The organism is Corynebacterium sp. CQ3829_602738 (genome assembly GCF_054478435.1).
Genome location: NZ_CM137003.1, coordinates 2,005,953 through 2,022,174, shown reverse-complemented (window position 1 = coordinate 2,022,174; position 16,222 = coordinate 2,005,953). Strand labels below are relative to the sequence as shown.

General features: G+C 66.0%; 15 protein-coding genes. 8 read left to right on the top strand and 7 right to left on the bottom strand.

All coding sequences use genetic code 11. The features are described 5' to 3' along the window. Positions 1-87 precede the first annotated feature (87 nt). Together ACX1NL_RS09775 and ACX1NL_RS09770 are read right to left on the bottom strand one after the other, a co-directional pair. Positions 88-687: a hypothetical protein gene (locus ACX1NL_RS09775; protein ID WP_458898035.1), complete on the bottom strand. Its 600-nt coding sequence runs from the start codon at positions 685-687 to the stop codon at positions 88-90. Between the two features lie 46 nt (positions 688-733). Next, positions 734-4,069 (bottom strand): ExeM/NucH family extracellular endonuclease, encoded by a 3,336-nt coding sequence (locus ACX1NL_RS09770; protein ID WP_458898034.1) that lies wholly within the window; start codon positions 4,067-4,069, stop codon positions 734-736. A 218-nt stretch (positions 4,070-4,287) separates the two neighbouring features. On the opposite strand from ACX1NL_RS09770, the gene purS reads away from it, so the two are divergent. Genes purS through purL form a run of 3 tightly spaced genes read left to right on the top strand, consistent with a single transcriptional unit; the run spans position 4,288 to position 7,473 of the window. Further along, positions 4,288-4,518, top strand: coding sequence for a phosphoribosylformylglycinamidine synthase subunit PurS (gene purS / locus ACX1NL_RS09765; protein WP_074432067.1), 231 nt, complete (start codon positions 4,288-4,290; stop codon positions 4,516-4,518). Next, entirely contained in the window at positions 4,515-5,189 is a 675-nt protein-coding gene (purQ, locus tag ACX1NL_RS09760) for a phosphoribosylformylglycinamidine synthase subunit PurQ (RefSeq protein WP_458898033.1), read from the top strand. The genes purS and purQ overlap by 4 nt, the downstream gene beginning before the upstream one ends. 7 nt (positions 5,190-5,196) lie before the next feature. After that, a complete protein-coding gene (gene purL / locus ACX1NL_RS09755) occupies positions 5,197-7,473 on the top strand; it encodes a phosphoribosylformylglycinamidine synthase subunit PurL (RefSeq protein ID WP_458898032.1) in 2,277 nt (758 codons plus the stop codon). A 95-nt stretch (positions 7,474-7,568) separates the two neighbouring features. On the opposite strand, the gene ACX1NL_RS09750 is transcribed toward purL, so the two are convergent. Beyond that, entirely contained in the window at positions 7,569-8,576 is a 1,008-nt protein-coding gene (locus ACX1NL_RS09750; protein ID WP_458898031.1) for an acyl-CoA thioesterase, read from the bottom strand. Positions 8,577-8,600: 24 nt separating this feature from the next. Here ACX1NL_RS09750 and ACX1NL_RS09745 point away from each other — a divergent pair, with 24 nt between their 5' ends. From ACX1NL_RS09745 to purM, 3 genes are read left to right on the top strand one after another with little or no spacing between them, the layout of a single operon-like run. Beyond that, on the top strand, positions 8,601-8,981 hold the full coding sequence (locus ACX1NL_RS09745; RefSeq protein WP_458898030.1) for a sterol carrier family protein: 381 nt from the start codon (positions 8,601-8,603) through the stop codon (positions 8,979-8,981). Positions 8,982-9,005: 24 nt separating this feature from the next. Then, positions 9,006-10,514: an amidophosphoribosyltransferase gene (gene purF / locus ACX1NL_RS09740; RefSeq protein WP_458898029.1), complete on the top strand. Its 1,509-nt coding sequence runs from the start codon at positions 9,006-9,008 to the stop codon at positions 10,512-10,514. Next, positions 10,515-11,582 carry a phosphoribosylformylglycinamidine cyclo-ligase gene (purM, locus tag ACX1NL_RS09735; protein ID WP_458898028.1) on the top strand — a complete coding sequence of 356 codons (1,068 nt, stop codon included), beginning with the start codon at positions 10,515-10,517 and terminating at the stop codon, positions 11,580-11,582. Positions 11,583-11,633: 51 nt separating this feature from the next. On the opposite strand, the gene ACX1NL_RS09730 is transcribed toward purM, so the two are convergent. Together ACX1NL_RS09730 and ygfZ are read right to left on the bottom strand one after the other, a co-directional pair. After that, complete coding sequence (locus ACX1NL_RS09730) at positions 11,634-11,834, bottom strand: DUF3073 domain-containing protein (RefSeq protein ID WP_181889030.1); 201 nt, start codon at positions 11,832-11,834, stop codon at positions 11,634-11,636. Between the two features lie 131 nt (positions 11,835-11,965). After that, entirely contained in the window at positions 11,966-13,018 is a 1,053-nt protein-coding gene (gene ygfZ / locus ACX1NL_RS09725; protein ID WP_458898027.1) for a CAF17-like 4Fe-4S cluster assembly/insertion protein YgfZ, read from the bottom strand. 22 nt (positions 13,019-13,040) lie between these two features. Between ygfZ and ACX1NL_RS09720 the strand changes: the two genes are divergently transcribed. Next, positions 13,041-13,937, top strand: a complete 897-nt coding sequence (locus ACX1NL_RS09720; RefSeq protein ID WP_448238864.1) for an aminodeoxychorismate lyase — start codon at positions 13,041-13,043, stop codon at positions 13,935-13,937. Here the strand turns inward: ACX1NL_RS09720 and ACX1NL_RS09715 are convergent. Both ACX1NL_RS09715 and ACX1NL_RS09710 read right to left on the bottom strand, forming a co-directional pair. Then, complete coding sequence (locus ACX1NL_RS09715; RefSeq protein ID WP_458898026.1) at positions 13,934-14,575, bottom strand: heme-binding beta-barrel domain-containing protein; 642 nt, start codon at positions 14,573-14,575, stop codon at positions 13,934-13,936. The genes ACX1NL_RS09720 and ACX1NL_RS09715 overlap by 4 nt on opposite strands. Next, positions 14,568-15,293 (bottom strand): LmeA family phospholipid-binding protein, encoded by a 726-nt coding sequence (locus ACX1NL_RS09710; RefSeq protein ID WP_458898025.1) that lies wholly within the window; start codon positions 15,291-15,293, stop codon positions 14,568-14,570. Before ACX1NL_RS09710 ends, ACX1NL_RS09715 begins: the two co-directional genes overlap by 8 nt. A 34-nt stretch (positions 15,294-15,327) precedes the next feature. Here ACX1NL_RS09710 and mshD point away from each other — a divergent pair, with 34 nt between their 5' ends. Further along, positions 15,328-16,200, top strand: a complete 873-nt coding sequence (gene mshD / locus ACX1NL_RS09705; RefSeq protein WP_458898024.1) for a mycothiol synthase — start codon at positions 15,328-15,330, stop codon at positions 16,198-16,200. Positions 16,201-16,222 lie beyond the last annotated feature (22 nt).

The following is a 16,222-nucleotide window of genomic DNA, read 5'->3' as shown; positions in this document are numbered from 1 at the left end:
GAAACTGTTTTCAATGCAGTAAGCCCCGCCCCGGAAAAGTTTCCGGGACGGGGCTATCGCTGAAGGCTGTGCGGCCTTGCCTGGGGGCTATTTAGAGGAACCGCCCTCGGTGGAGCACAGCGTGGCCAGCGTGGCAATCGCCGCGATTGCGAGCGCCGCGCCAGCGATCGGGGCAGCCTTGTCCATCGGGACCGGCAGCTGCTCGCCAATCTTGTTGAGCTGCTCCTTCACCGGAGCCAGCGCCGGAACATCCGCGGTGGCGGCCAGACCCAGCGGGATCAGCGCCAGCAGCGGCAGCGCCATGATGCCCACGGACGGCAGGCAGCGGTCGCTCGCACTGGAACCCTCGCCAGCCGGGGCGTTGGCGCCGTCGGCGCCCTTCTCGCCCTTTTCGCCGTCCTTGCCCGGCTTGCCGTCCTTGCCATCCTTGCCGTCAGTACCGTCAGCGCCTACGACGCGGCCCAGGTTCTGGGTCTCGCCGTCGGTGTAGGTGGCGATCAGCTCGCCGTCCTCGTTGACCTCCAGGTTCGTGATGCCGCGGCCGTTCTCGCCGTCCTTGCCCGGCTTGCCGTCTTGGCCGTCCTTGCCGTCGGTTGCGTCAGCGGTGACCTTGCCCAGGTCCACAGTCTCGCCGTCGGAGTAGGTGACCATCAGGTGGCCTTCGTCGTTGACCTCGAAGGACTTCACGCCACGGCCGTCCTTGCCATCCTGGCCATCGACGCCGTCCTTGCCGTCAGTGCCGTTCTTGCCTGCGGCGCCGGTGTCGCCCTTGTCGCCCTTGTCGCCCTTCGGGCCCTGTTCGCCGTTCTTGCCTGCGGCGCCGGTGTCGCCCTTGTCGCCCTTGTCGCCCTTCGGGCCCTGTTCGCCGTTCTTGCCTGCGGCGCCGGTGTCCGCCGTCCTTGCCGGTGTCGCCCTTGTCGCCCTTGTTCTTGCCTGCGCCCTGTTCGCCGGTGTCGCCCTTGTCGCCCTTGTCGCCCTTCGGGCCCTGTTCGCCGTTCTTGCCTGCGGCGCCGGTGTCGCCCTTGTCGCCCTTGTCGCCCTTCGGGCCCTGTTCGCCGTTCTTGCCTGCGGCGCCGGTGTCACCCTTGTCGCCCTTGTCGCCCTTCGGGCCCTGCTCGCCGTCCTCGCCGTCGGCACCCTTGACCCCGCCGAGGTTCTCAGTGTCACCGTTGTCGTAGGTGACGACGAGTTCACCGTCGTTGTTGATTTCTGCCTTGACGATGTAGCGCGGCTTCTCCTCCTCAGCCTTCGGCTTCACGTTCACAATGACCTTCACATGATCCACGGACTCGTCCGGGTAGGTGACGGTGATCTCACCCTCCTGGTCGTCGCCGACAGTGTCGGTGTTCGCAGGCTTGGTCCACTCGAACTTCGTGCCTTCCGGCAGCTGATCAGCGTCCTTCACCGTGTTCTTCGCATCTGGTAGAGCGTCGCCTTGGGTGACAGTGACGGCCTCGCTTGCCTCCGGAGCAAACTTGTCGGCATCCTTCTCATCGAGCTTGGTGCCGAAACCAACCTTGACCGGATCGTGGTCGGAGGAACGGAACGGGTTGCCGTAGCCGTAGATCGGGTTGTCGCCGTCGCCGAAGAAATCCTGGGCGTTGTAGTTGCGGCGCGAGTACTCAAACGCTGCCGACTCGTCGCCGTTGATGTTCCAGACAGTGGAGTCCTTCACAAGCTCCATTGCGGCTGCGTTTGCGAGGACATGGTCGAGGGTGCCCAGCTGGCCGTCAAACTGGTAGGAAGCCTGGTCGTAGTCCTTCTCGGACTCGACGATGTTGAAACCGCCATCGACCAGCGCGGTGATTGCGTCTTCCTTGGTGTACGCATTGAAGTCGCCCACAAGGAAGGTCGGCAGGTCAGCCCAATCTTTCTGTTCGCCGAGGTGCTTCAGCAGAGCCTTGGACTGCTCTGCGCGGATACGAGCATTGTTGCCTTGGCCGTCGCCGGTGTCTTCGTCGCCCTTGGCGACAGAACCCTTGGACTTGAAATGGTTGACTACAGCCACGAAGTTCTTGTCTTCGTCGTTGCCGACAGTGTCGAACTCTTGGGCCAGCGGTTGGCGGGCAGTCTTTGTGAATGCGTCATCATCAAAAATGATGGATTCGCCGACCGGCTTCACCTTCGCCGGCTGGTAGATGAAGGCGACACGGATGAAGTCTTCGTCAGTACCCAGCTTCTGCGGGGACTTCACAAGATCCCACTTGCCCGGCTCCTTTGCGTTAAGCGCATCGACAAGGTTCTGCAGAGCCTCGTCGCGCTTGGCGACGTCGCCGGTCACGCTAGCGGTGTTCTCAATTTCGGACAGGCCGAGCACGTCGGTGTCCAGCTTGTTGATGGCGGTGACGATCTTTGCCTGCTGGTCCTTGAACGCGTTCTGCGAGAATGCACCGCGAATGTTGCAGTTCTTGGCGCCGACGGGCTTACCATAAATGTCGTTGTACGCCTTGCAGCCGGAGACGTCCTTGCCCAAGGTGGAGAAGTAGTTCAGCACATTGAAGAAACCAATGGAGTAGTCGCCAGCGACGTTGTCAATGTCGTCGTACGCGTCTGCGCGTGAATCCTCCCACGTGATGGGCAGCTCCGCTGCTACATTCTTGCCGGTGATCGGCGTCAGCGGCTGGAGACGCCAGTATTCGTATGAGAAGTCGACGACCACAGGGGTCTGGAACTGGACTTGATCGCCGGTGCGGATTGACTTAATACCATTGTCGGAAGTGACCAAGTACGGCAGTGGTGTCTGCTTATCGGTGCGGAAGTAATTCGCGTTTCGACCATCGTCGACGTGAACGACCTCAGCGTCTTGCTTATCTTGAAGCGCGTTGGCTTCGCTACCAGGAGAAACAATATCGGTGGGAGTGCGGTGAGCCGTATCGCCAGGCGCCAAACCGATATCGCCAGTGTTATTCAGTGTGTAGTTGTTTGTCACCGTATAAGGACCAGTGATGTTCACGAGCATGCCCTCGTAAGACTCCCTGGCGTCATCCCCAGCGGGAAGAGACTCAAGCGAGATCGGCGCAGGGTCTTTAAAATCTGCGTCTTTCTCAATCACCTGCCACTTCGCGTCGCGAAGCTGGGTCGTCGACATGCGGTCGGAGACCGTGTCCTTTTTGACTTTCCAAGTTGCTGTGTATTCGTCTGCGGTACCCGCAATTTCGAGGAAGTCACCGATTTCCGGGTACGCACTCTCTGCGACGCGGCCCATGTAAACGAATATGCCGTCAGAGGCGTCGCCTTTCTGCTTCGGCGAACCACCTGTTCCAGGGGTCTGGATGTAGAAACCGCGCTTGCTGCCGTCAGAAGAGTAGACCGCAGTAACAACGCCACGTGTGGTTACATTCTTCCCTTTAAACGGAGACGTGTGGCCGGTGCCCTGAATCTCAGCGATCGGGGTGATCTCACCCGGCTGCGGCTGCTCAGGCTGAGGCGTTGGATCTGTCGGATCGTCCGGGGTGGGGTCAACGGGAGTCTCGCCAGCGTTGCCCGAGTTCTGCGGTGTCGGCGCGTCAACGGTGAAGTCATCCGCGTTGTTGTCGGTGTCGACACCGACGGTCTTGCGCTGGATGGACGTGGCGTTTGACGTCCCCTTGGCAGGGGACGTCTCGGCCTCTTTGGCGGTTGTGCCCCAGCCGACTAGGTCTGCTATCTGGCCGTTGTTGTCAATCAGTTCGGCGATTGCGGTCTTTGCACCGAAGTTGAACGAACCAACAAGGTCAGCCTTCGGGAGATCCTGCGACTTTTCGTTGCCTTGGCTGTCCCCCTGGATGAGGAAGAAGCCCTTCGCGGGGACCTTTCCCGAGAGCTTAACGGTGTTACCGGTATTTCCGTTTGCGGCCTTTTGGTTAAGCTTCCAACCGCTGATGTCAATCTCAGCGTCGGTCGGGTTGTAAAGCTCAACGAAATCGTTGTTGAACTTGCCGCCTGCGTTGCCGCCACCGCCGTACACCTCGTTGATGACGACGTTGGAGCCGTCCACCGCTGCATTGGCAGTCGGTGCGACGACGGAGACGGTACCTGCTGCCAGCGCGATTGCGAACGCGGCGCCGAGGCTCTTGCGGGGAGTGGACATGGTTACCTTTCGGAAACTCAGGGGGAGACGGTTGATGGCAAGAACAAACTAGCCGTCTTTCTCAGTCTCAGCTTGGCGAGAAGTTAGGTTTTTCCAAGAATTCACCATCCGTTCACTTTTTCCCGGTCAGCAAGGGTTTCGGGCCGTGTCGGGGTGTCCGATATACTGACGCGCGTACCGCAAAGGTCGTTCAACCTCCCGAAACGTGAAGGATTCTCATGGCACGAGTCGTCGTTAATGTCATGCCCAAGGCCGAAATTCTTGACCCGCAGGGTCAGGCGGTGCTCCGCGCACTGGGCCGGATCGGAGTCGAGGGGGTGACCGACGTCCGCCAGGGCAAGCGCTTTGAAATTGAGGTGGATGATTCGGTCTCCGACGCCGAGCTGCAGCGCATGGCTGAAACGCTGCTGACCAACACCGTTATCGAGGACTTCGAGGTTGTGCGATGAGCGCAACTATCGGAGTCATTACTTTTCCGGGCACGCTTGACGACGTTGACGCGCTGCGCGCCGTCCGTCTCGCCGGTGCTGAGCCGCGCCAGCTCTGGCACGCCGACTATGACCTCACCGGCGTGGACGCGGTTGTTGTCCCGGGTGGCTTCTCCTACGGCGATTACCTGCGCTCCGGCGCGATCGCCGCGCAGGCGCCGATGATGGCCGCCGTGGTGGAGGCTGCGAAGAAGGGGATGCCTGTGCTCGGCATTTGCAACGGCTTCCAGATCCTCACCGAGACTGGCCTGCTGCCGGGCGCGCTGACCCGCAACCAGGGCCTGAACTTCCACTGCGTGGACACCTACCTCGAGGTGGAAAACACCTCCACCGCGTGGACCAGCCAGCTCGGCGAGCGCATCTATGTCCCCGCCAAGCACGGCGAAGGTCGTTTTCAGGCCGCCCCGGAGACCATTGAGGCGCTGGAGAAGGAAGGCCGTGTGGTGTTCCGCTACACGGACAACTTCAACGGCTCCATCAACGGCATCGCCGGCGTGACCAATGAGACCGGCCGCGTGGTCGGCCTCATGCCGCACCCTGAGCACGCCATTGAGACGCTGACCGGCCCGTCCACGGACGGTCTCGGCCTGTTCACTTCCGCCATCGACGCGATTTCGAAGATCGGAGCGTAGACCCGAAATGACCGTGCACAACGACACCGTCGACAACGCCTTCGGCACCCCGGAGCTCGAGCAGCCGTACGCCGAGCTGGGGCTGAAGGACGACGAGTACGCCAAGATCAAGGCCATTCTGGGCCGCAGGCCTACCGACGCGGAGCTGACGCTGTACTCCGTGATGTGGTCCGAGCACTGCTCCTACAAGTCCTCCAAGACGCACCTGCGCTACTTCGGCCAGACCATGACCGAGGAGATGGCGTCGAAGATCCTCGCTGGCATCGGCGAGAACGCCGGCGTGGTGGACATCGGCGGCGGCGACGCGGTGACCTTCCGCGTGGAAAGCCACAACCACCCCTCCTTCGTGGAGCCGTACCAGGGCGCGGCCACCGGCGTCGGCGGCATCGTCCGCGACATCATGGCCATGGGCGCGCGCCCGATCGCCGTGATGGACCAGCTGCGCTTCGGGCCTATCGACGCTGAAGACACCAAACGTGTCCTACCGGGCGTGGTCCACGGCATCGGCGGCTACGGCAACTGCCTGGGCCTGCCCAACATCGGCGGCGAGACTGTCTTCGACCCGGCGTACACCGGCAACCCGCTGGTCAACGCGCTGTGCGTGGGCACGCTGAAGGTGGAAGACCTCCACCTGGCGTTCGCCTCCGGCACCGGCAACAAGGTCATTCTGTTCGGCTCCCGCACCGGCCTCGACGGCATCGGCGGCGTGTCCGTGCTGGGCTCCGCCACCTTCGAGGAGGGCGAGGAGCGCAAGCTGCCGGCCGTGCAGGTGGGCGACCCGTTCGCGGAGAAGGTCCTCATCGAGTGCTGCCTCGAGCTCTACGCCGCCGGCGTGGTCGAAGGTATCCAGGACCTCGGCGGCGGCGGCCTGTCCTGCGCCACCTCCGAGCTCGCGGCGTCCGGCGACGGCGGCATGACCGTCAACCTGGACAACGTCCCGCTACGCGCGGAGAACATGTCCGCCGCGGAGATCCTCGCCTCCGAGTCCCAGGAGCGCATGTGCGCGGTTGTGGCACCGGAGGACGTGGATAAGTTCATGGAGATCTGCGCCAAGTGGGACGTGCTCGCGTCCGTCATCGGCGAGGTCACCTCGGACGCGGACCGCCTTCAGGTGTTCCACAACGGCGAGCTCGTGGTGGACGCCCCGCCGTCAACTATCGACGAGGGCCCGGTCTACGAGCGTCCCTACGCGCGTCCGGATTGGCTGGATGGTGTGCAGGCCGGAGGTGACGTCGAGAAGCAAAGCGACATCAAGGACGCATGGCTGAAGATGGTCGCATCGCCCGCGCTGTGCTCCCGCGACTTCATCACCGAGCAGTACGACCGCTACGTGCGCGGCAACACCGTGCAGGCCAAGTACGCCAACTCCGGCGTGCTGCGCATCAACGAGGAAACCAACCGTGGCGTGGCCGTCTCCGCAGACGCGTCGGGCCGCTACACCTACCTCGACCCGAACATGGGCGCGCGCCTCGCGCTGGCGGAGGCGTACCGCAACGTCGCCGTCACCGGCGCCACCCCGGTCGCCGTGACCAACTGCCTCAACTTCGGCTCCCCGGAAAACCCGGATGTGATGTGGCAGTTCCGCGAGGCAGTGCACGGGCTTGCCGACGGCTCCGCTGAGCTATCCATCCCGGTCTCCGGCGGCAACGTGTCCTTCTACAACCAGACCGGCGAGACGCCGATCCTGCCCACCCCCGTGGTCGGCGTGCTTGGCGTGATGGAGGACGTGGAGCAGGCCATCCCGCACGCGCTGCCGTCCGCGGACGAGCAGTACACCCTGATTCTGCTGGGCGAGACCAAGGACGAGTTCGGCGGCTCCGTGTGGCAGGACATCTCCGGCGCGGGCCTGGCCGGCCTGCCGCCGCAGGTGGACCTGGCCAACGAGGCGCGCCTGGCGGAGTTCTTCGCCGGCAACGCCGCAGGCATCGCGGCCGCGCACGACCTGTCCGAGGGTGGCCTGTCCCAGGCGGTGTTCGAGCTGCTGCTCGGCTCCGACAAGGGCGCGGAGTTGAACCTGGAGGGCGTGCACGCAGACGCGTTCACCGCGCTGTTCTCCGAGTCCGCCTCCCGCGTCCTGGTCGCCGTGACCAGCGACCGTGCAGAGGCCGCCGTGGAGCGCGCGACCGCGGCGAGCATCCCGGTCGCCGTGCTGGGCGAGACCACCAACGACGGCGTGCTGCGCGTCGCTGGCGAGGGGGTCCAGATGCTGGAGCTCGCCGGTGCGTGGGCTGCGACCATGCCGTCGCACTTCGCGGCCGCAACGGCGCCGAACGCGGCGGTCTAGCGGCCTAGCGCTCTAGCGCGACCACCAATAAAGCGTTTGGGGAATGTGGCAATTATTTGCCACATTCCCCAAACGCTTATACGGGTGCGAAAAACTTAGGACGTGCGCTGCACCGGCGGCAGCGGCTTGACCAGCGGAACCGGCTCGTACTGCCCGCGCAGATCCTTGAGCGTCTGGGTGTGCTCCCAGAGGCGCTGGTCCTCCTCGGTGACCGGGGTGAACTTGCGCGCCGGCAGGGGGTTGCCGTCGATGTCGATGCCGATGTAGGTGAACGTGGCGTGGATGGCGTCCTTCAGGTTGTCCCGCCCGCCGCGCGGGTCGCCGGCGCGCAGGTGCACCGACGTGTGGATGGAGCGGGAGTCGGTGCGGGTGATGCGCGCGTCCACCTCGATCAGGTCGCCGATGTGCACCGGGTGGTAGAAGCGGATGCCGCCGGCGTAGACCGCCACGGTGCGCTCGCCGGACCACTCCATGGTGCAGGCCAGGCCGGCCTCGTCGATCCATTCCATGGCGGTGCCGCCGTGGACGTTGCCGCCCCAGTTCACGTCGGTGGGCTTAGCCATGAAGCGGTGCACGATGCGCGGCGCGGTGGAGTCGTCGGTGTAGGTCTGCGCCTCCATTTCTTTCTCGATCGCCTTGCGCAGACCAATGCGCGACTCGGCGGCCTCGGCGACGCGGCGCTCCTCGTCGTCAGTCGGCACAAACGACGGCACCGCCATGGACTTGCCGGTGTCCGGGTCCTTGGCCACGAAGACCACCAGGCAGTCGCAGGCGCGGGTGAACACGCCCTCGCGGGGGTCGGCGGAGAGCACCTCGTTGACGATGTGCATGGAGGACCGCCCGGTCATGGCGATGCGGGAGCGCACCTCCACGATGTGGCCCGAGGGGATGGGGCGGGTGAAGTGGATGTGGCCGACGTACGCGGTGACGCAGTAGGTGGCGGACCACTGCGCGGCGCAGGCGTACGCTGCCTTATCGATCCACTCCAGCACGCGCCCGCCGGAGACACCTTGTGCGCCGTGGTGCAGCACGTCGGTGGGGGAGGCCATGAATCGCAGGGTCACGGACGGGGAGCGCTCGGCGGCGACGGGGGTATTCGGCATGGGGCCACCTTAATATGGTGTGTCATGGTGCAGAAACAAGACCCGGCGCTGACACGTGAGGCGATCCAGCAGGTGGCTGGGTGGCTGGAGGGTGGGGCAGCGGAGCCGTCGAGAAGCGAGCTTGCAAATGCTTGCAGGCGCACCGCGCGCACCCTCGCCGAAGAGCTCCCGGGCCACTCGGTGGAGCTGCGCGTGCCGCCGTTTGTGGCGGTGCAGTGCGTCGAGGGCCCGCGGCACACGCGAGGCACCCCGCCGAACGTGGTGGAGATGAAGCCGGAGACCTGGCTGCGGCTGGCCACCGGGCTGGCCAGCTTCGACGAGGAGCTTGAGCGGGGGACTATCGACGCCTCCGGGTCCCGCGCCGCCGAGATTGCCGCCGGTCTTCCCGTGATTGCGCTGCGCTGAGTGGACTCGGATACAGTGAGGGGCGTGTTTACGGAGAGCCCTAAACCAAGTCAGGACTTCGATATCGACAGCGACACCCCGCGCGACGAGTGCGGCGTGTTCGGCGTCTGGGCGCCGGGCGAGGACGTGGCCAAGCTGAGCTACTTCGGCCTGTTCGCGCTGCAGCACCGCGGCCAGGAAGGCGCCGGCATCGCGGTGGGAGACGCGGACAAGCTGGTGGTGTTCAAGGACACCGGTCTGGTCAGCCAGGTCTTCGACGAACCCGCACTGGAGGCGCTGCAGGGCGACGTGGCGATCGGCCACACCCGCTACTCCACGGCCGGGGGCAACTCGTGGGAGAACGTCCAGCCGATGTTCCGCACCTCGCCCAACGGCACCGACATCGCGCTGGCGCACAACGGCAACCTGGTCAACTACGTGGAGTTGCAGAACGAGGCGATTGCGAAGAAGCTCATTTCTCCTGCCGGGGTGAACGGCCAGGGCTCGTCCTCGGACACCGCGGTGGTTTCTGCGTTGCTGGCCGATCTGGTCACCGAGGGCAAGACGCTTCTCGACGCCGCACGTGAACTCCTGCCCCGCGTCAAAGGCGCCTTCTGCTTCATGGTCACCGACGGCCACACGTTGTACGCGGCGCGCGACCCGCACGGCGTGCGCCCGCTGTCGTTGGGCCGCCTCGACGGCGGCTGGGTGGTTGCCTCCGAGACCTGCGCTTTGGACATCGTCGGCGCCTCGTTCGTGCGCGATATCGAGCCGGGCGAGATGGTCGCCATCGACGAGTCCGGCGTGCACTCTGAGCGCTTTGCCGAGACCCCGAAGGCGCACTGCGTGTTCGAGTACGTCTACGTGGCGCGGCCCGATTCCGTCATCGACGGCCAGACCGTCAACGCCTCTCGCATCGAGATCGGCCGCCGCCTGTCCAAGGTGAGCCCAGTGGAGGCGGACCTGGTCATGCCCGTGCCGGAATCCGGCACGCCAGCCGCGATCGGCTACGCGGAGGCGTCCGGCATCCCGTTCAAGCAGGGCATGATGAAAAACGCCTACGTGGGCCGCACGTTCATCCAGCCCTCCGACACGCTGCGACAGCTGGGCCTGCGCTTAAAGCTCAACCCGGTGCGCGAAGTCATCGAGGGCAAGAAGCTCGTGGTGGTGGACGATTCCATCGTGCGCGGCAACACGCAGCGCAAGCTCATCCGCATGCTGCGGGAGGCGGGCGCGGCGGAGGTGCACGTGCGCATCGCCTCGCCACCGGTGAAGTGGCCGTGCTTCTACGGCATCGACTTCGCCAGCCCGGGCGAGCTGATCGCCAACCATGGCCGCACCGACAACGACGAGGCGGTCGCCGAGTCCATCCGCACGATGATCGGGGCGGATTCGCTGGCATTCGTGCCCATCGACGACATGATCGCCGCCTCGAACCAGCCCAAGGAAAACCTCTGCGCGGCCTGCTTCACCGGCGATTACCCACTGGGCCTGCCGGAGGGCAACCCCAACGCCGACCTTGTCCGACGCATCCAGAAAGGTGCAGAAGCCTAAATGAGTACTGAACAGAATCCGGTTTCCTACGAAGCCGCCGGCGTGTCCATCGAGGCCGGCGACAAGGCCGTGGAACTTTTCGCCCCGCACGCCAAGCGCGCAACCCGCCCGGAGGTCCGCGGCGGACTGGGCGGCTTCGCCGGCCTGTTTGCCCTGGGCAAGTACAAGGAACCGCTGCTGGCCGCAGGCTCCGACGGCGTGGGCACCAAGCTCGCCGTGGCGCAGGCCATGGACAAGCACGACACCATCGGCATCGACCTGGTGGCCATGTGCGTGGACGACCTGGTCGTCTGCGGCGCCGAGCCACTGTTCCTGCAGGACTACATCGCCATCGGCAAGGTCGTGCCCGAAAAGGTCGCAGAGATCGTCTCCGGCATCGCCGAGGGCTGCGTCCAGGCCGGCTGCGCGCTGCTCGGCGGCGAGACCGCTGAGCACCCGGGCGTGATGGACCCGGACGAGTACGACGTCTCCGCCACCGCCGTCGGCGTTGTCGAGGCGGCCGAGCTGCTCGGCCCGGACAAGGTCCGCGAGGGCGACGCCATCATCGCCATGGCGTCCTCCGGCCTGCATTCCAACGGCTACTCTCTGGCCCGCCACGTGCTGCTGGACCGCGCCGGGCTGCCCCTGGACGCGGAGATGGAGGAGCTGGGCCGCACTCTCGGCGAGGAGCTGCTTGAGCCGACCCGCATCTACGCTCTGGACTGCCTGGCGTTGGCCGCAGAGTGCGAGGTGCACACGTTCTGCCACGTCACCGGCGGCGGCCTGGCCGGCAACATGGAGCGCATCATCCCCGAGGGGCTAGTGGCGGAGATGCGCCGCACCACCTGGACGCCGGGACCGATCTTCCGCACCATCAAGTCCGTCGGCCAGGTGCCGGACGAGGAGATGGAGAAGACGTTCAACATGGGCGTCGGCATGGTTGCCGTGGTCAGCCCGGAGGACCGGGACCGCGCCCTGGCCATCCTGGCGGCGCGCCACATCGACGCGTGGGATCTCGGCGAGGTCCGCGCTGCGGGCGAGGGCGAAACTGCCCGCGCCGTGCTCACTGGCTCGCACCCGCAGTACTAGGAATACGTAAAAGCACCCCGGTAAGGGGTGCTTTTTCATTGAGGTGGTGGACTAGCGGTCGTCGTCCTCGTCGTCCCAGTCCGCGTACTCCGCGTACTGGTCGTCCACCTCTGCCTCGTCGTCGTCCCAGCTGCGTCGCGGGGCCTGGCCTGCAAGCTCTCGCTGCAGGGAATCCAGGTCCATTTCAGGAGTGTTGTACTTCAGCTGGCGAGCAACCTTGGTCTGCTTGGCTTTTGCGCGTCCGCGGCCCATGGCGTGACCCCCTTGAGGTGGTTCTTGGGCGGCCTTCAAAAGAGGCGGCCTCATACTTATTTACGATATTTTCCTGTAGGACACTATAGCTTGCACTCAGAAAAAATGCGCTTTGGGGGTCTGAACAGCTTTTATAGCTGGCTCTCAGGTCCGCGCCTCAGCCTATCGACGGCCCGGCGTCCCGCGTGGTCGCCCTCATCCGCAGGCAGGGACGACTGGTCCACCGACGCCGCCGTGCCGCCGATGTCCAGCGGTGCCTGCAGCGCCGAACGCTTCACCAGGGCGAGGGCGACCGGTCCTTCGTCCGCGTCGTGCACCACGGTGCCGAGCCTGCCCACCTTGCGCCCGCCGGCGGTGATCTCTGCGCCGCTCTCCGGCTCGGACGGGGCGGAGCCGTCCAGCTGCAGCTTGACCAGCAGCCTGGGGGAGCGGCCCAGGTTCTCCACGCGCGCGACGGTTTCCTGCCCGCGGTAGCAGCCCTTATCCAGGTGGACGGCGCGGATAGCGTCGCCGCGGTTGATCAGGTTCGGTGCCTCGTGCGGGATGGACTTCTCGTCCAAATCGGCGCGCGTTTCCGGCTCGCCGGCGGCGACGCGGAAGGCGGTAAAGGCCATCAGCCCCGCGAGGGGAAACTGGTCCGCGACCTCGGCAATCCGGGCCTTCGGCACCGCGATGTCGGTCCGGCCGATCCCGCCCCAGCCGTCCAGGCGGCGGGTGAACACCTGGCCCAAGTCCGGCTGCGCCACCGGGCCCAGGATGGTCAGCACCGCCAGGTCCGGCTCCTCGATGGTCACCTCAGACCAGAACACCATCTTGCGCAGGAAGTCCACGAAGGTTTCGCGCTGGTAGGAGGGCAGGTCGAAGTAGTAGGCGCCGTCGGCCACTGCCACGTCCGCGTGGTGCAGGATGCGGCCCTGCGCGTCCAGGTCCAGGGCGGCAGCGGCGAAGCCGTCGGCGGCGTCATCCAGCTTCTGCGAGAGCAGGTTGTTGAGGAATGTCGGCGCGTCCGGCCCGGAGACGGCCACGACGGCGCGGTGGGAACGGTCCACCAGCGTCGGCTCGGTGATGCGCTGCTCCACCAGGGGGTTGCCGTAGTGCCAGGGGACCCCTTTGGCGTCGAGAAGCGAGGCCCCGGGCAGCTCCTGTGCGCCGGGACGTGTCAAAAGCTCCGATGCGTAACCCATGGGCGCCTATCATAGGGCCACTATGGTTTTTCCCCAGCTAACGCCCGCGCCCGTGATCTACCTGGTGGAGCCGTTCGGCGGCTCGGTGCGGCGTCAGAACCCGAACATGCCGCACGTGTTCTGGGACGACGCGGCCGTCACACGCGGCGACGGCATCTTCGAGTCCATCCTCGTGCGCGGGGGTGAACCGCTCAACCTGGGCAAGCACCTGAAGCGCTTCGCGCGCTCCGCGAAACTTTTGGGCCTGCCGGAGCCGGGCCGGGAGCACTGGATTCGCGCGACCGAGGAGGCCGTGGCCGACTACTGCCAGGAGCGCGGGGATGCCGCAGACATCGAGGCGAAGGTTACTTGGACCATGACCCGCGGGCGCGAAACCACCGGGGTGCCCACCGCCTGGATCACGGTGCGGCCGCTGCCGGAGAACGTGCTGCGCCAGCGCGAACGCGGGGTGAGCGTGCTGACCACCCCGCGCGGCTACGCCATCGACTTGGACGTGCCGTGGATGCGCGACGGCGCGAAAACGCTGAACTACGCGCTGACCATGGCGGCCCTGCGCTGGGCGGGGGAGCAGGGCGCGGACGACATCATCTACATCGACCCGGAGACCGGGCGCGTGCTCGAAGGCGCGACGTCGAGCGTGCTCATGGTGAAAAAGGGCGGCCGCCTGCGCACCCCGGCCCCGGGCGCGGGCGTGATGGCCGGCACCACCCAGGCCGCCGTCTTCGAGCACGCGGAAAAGCTCGGCTGGAAGTGCAAGGCCAAGGACATCTACTTGGGCGAGCTGCTGAAAGCCGAGTCCGTCTGGCTGGTCAGCTCCACCCGCATCGCCGCGCGCGTGAAGCGTCTCGACGGCGAAAAGCTGCCCGCCCCCGACAACGCCGCGGAGATCAGGCAGCTCATTGAAGACGCGGTAGCTTAGCCCGCCACGCGCTTCAGCTCGGCGGACATGTAGGGCACCATCTCGCCGTCGACGGCACGCTCGTCCACCCAGCCCAGGTTGTTGTTGGGCATCAGGCCGTAGAGGCGCTTGCCTGGGCCGTGGGCCGCCGGGCCGGTCTCCGTGGCGATGGTGGAGGCGCTGGTGAGCTGCCACGCGCGCTCGTTGACCAGGCCGCCGTACATGATTTCCACCAAACCGCGGGAGTTCGTCAGCGTCACCTCAATCTCGTCCTTGAGCGAGATGCGCCAGAAACCCACCTCGCGCTGGTCCGCGCCGGTGGCGTTGCCCTCGGAATCCAGGCGCCAGATGCGGGACTCGAAGCGCAGGTAGTTCTCGCCGTCGTGGGAGATAACCAGCTGCTGGCCGAAGGCGTACTCATCGCCCTCCGGGTCGGACGGGTCGTTGGCCTGGCCGGAGCCGGTCCACACGCCGACGAGTGGCAGCAGGGCCAGCAGGCCGTCGTGAAGCGAGGGGCCGTAGCGCAGGTTTGCGGTGTCCGCCGCGAGCGGCATGTCCTCGAAGCCCAGCTCCGGGATGTTGCGGTGCGCGGTGTTCTTGGACTGCTCCGCCGCGAGGTTCACGGCGTCGTTGCCGTTGAGCTTGTTTTCATCAGTCATGCTGCCCCAGCCTAGACGCTCCCGCCAACGGCTCCAGATCCGCCGGCTCCACCACGGTGTTTACCCGGTCGCGGGACAGCTCGAGCGAGCCCCCGCGAAGCTGCACCAGGTCCGCGGGCCCGCCGAGCGGCAGCTCCCGGGTGTCCAGGTCGAGACTGAATCCGTCCAGCACGGCCTGTTCGTCGCCGTCCGCGACGTCGAGGAGCTGACTCGGCCGCATGCGGAATGTGCCGTCGACAAGCCGCAGCGTCACCACCACGGTGGCGGGCTCGCGCGCGCCGGGCGCGGTGCCGGTCAGGCGCGCCTCGCTGGCCACGCCGCCGGTGGGGGAGATGTCGTAGGGGTTGGCCATGTCCAGGTCCGTGATGCCCAGCAGCTCGCCGAAGCCCACGCCGTCGAGCCGGATGCGGCGGCGCACCAGGCGGGCGTCCGCGCCGACGACTTCGCCGCGCAGCGCATCCGAAGGCGTGTCCAGCTTGAGGTTGAACATTTCCACGCTCACCGTGCCCACCCCGGGGCCGGGGATGTCCGCGTCGGTGCGCTTCACGGTGACGCGCGGGACGCGGCCTGAGATGCCCGACCACACAAAGGGCACGGCGCTGACCTCCGCCTCCACGCCTTCGCGCGCGAGGTCGTGCTCCACGTGCGAGGCCAGCGCGGTATCCGCGAGCCCGAGGGCGGCGACGAGTACCGCCGCGACCACGACCGCTTTCTTCACCGCGCCCTCCTTCCTGCACGTAGCCTTGGGAGCCATGACTGCCGATATCCTAAGCGCCCACCTGCCCGGCGACCGCGTGCGACCCTTGCTCGAGGCCGCCGAAACCCACGACGGCATCGCCGCCTTCTCCGAAAGCTTTGTGCAGGGGCTTGACGACGATCGCCTCCGCCACGCCCACTTCCTGGCCGAGCGCGACGGCGAGGTCGTCGCCTGCGCGGGGCTGGCGGAGGACGGCTCATCCGAGCTGGTCGTGCACCCGCAGCGCCGCCGCGAAGGTATCGGCGAAGCGCTGGCGCGCACAGTTCGTGCCGAAAACCCTGACGCCGGGCTGTGGGCGCACGGCAACCTTGCGGGGGCGAAGGCGCTCGCGGCGAAACTGGGGCTCGAGGTAGTCCGGGAGCTGCTGGTGATGGGGATTTCCGCCGACGAAATCCCTAAAAGTGGGCCCGAGCTGCCGGAGGGGTTCGAGGCCCTGGACTACGTGGGGGCGGTGGAGCGTTGGGGACGGGACGCCGTCGAGAAGCAATGGCTCGCCGTGAACAACGACGCGTTTTCCTGGCACCCGGAACAGGGAGGCTGGGACGTGGAGCGGTTGCACCGCGCGATGGAGGCTGAGTGGTTCGACCCGGCGGGTGTGCAGCTGCTGTACGAAGGCGAACAGTTGGCTGGGTTCCACTGGACCAAGCGCCACCCTGATGGGACGGGTGAGGTGTATGTGGTTGGGCTTGCCTCAGAGCATCGGGGGGAGGGAATGGGGGGACCATTGATGCAGATGGGGTTGGCGCACCTTGTCCAGGGTGGATCCCCGCAGGTCATCCTCTATGTTGAGGCAGACAATGAGCCCGCTGTGAAGCGCTATACGCAGCTCGGCTTCAAAGTTGATGAAAGTCACGTTGTCTACCGGTAGCCTGGCTTTTACCTGCGGAAAC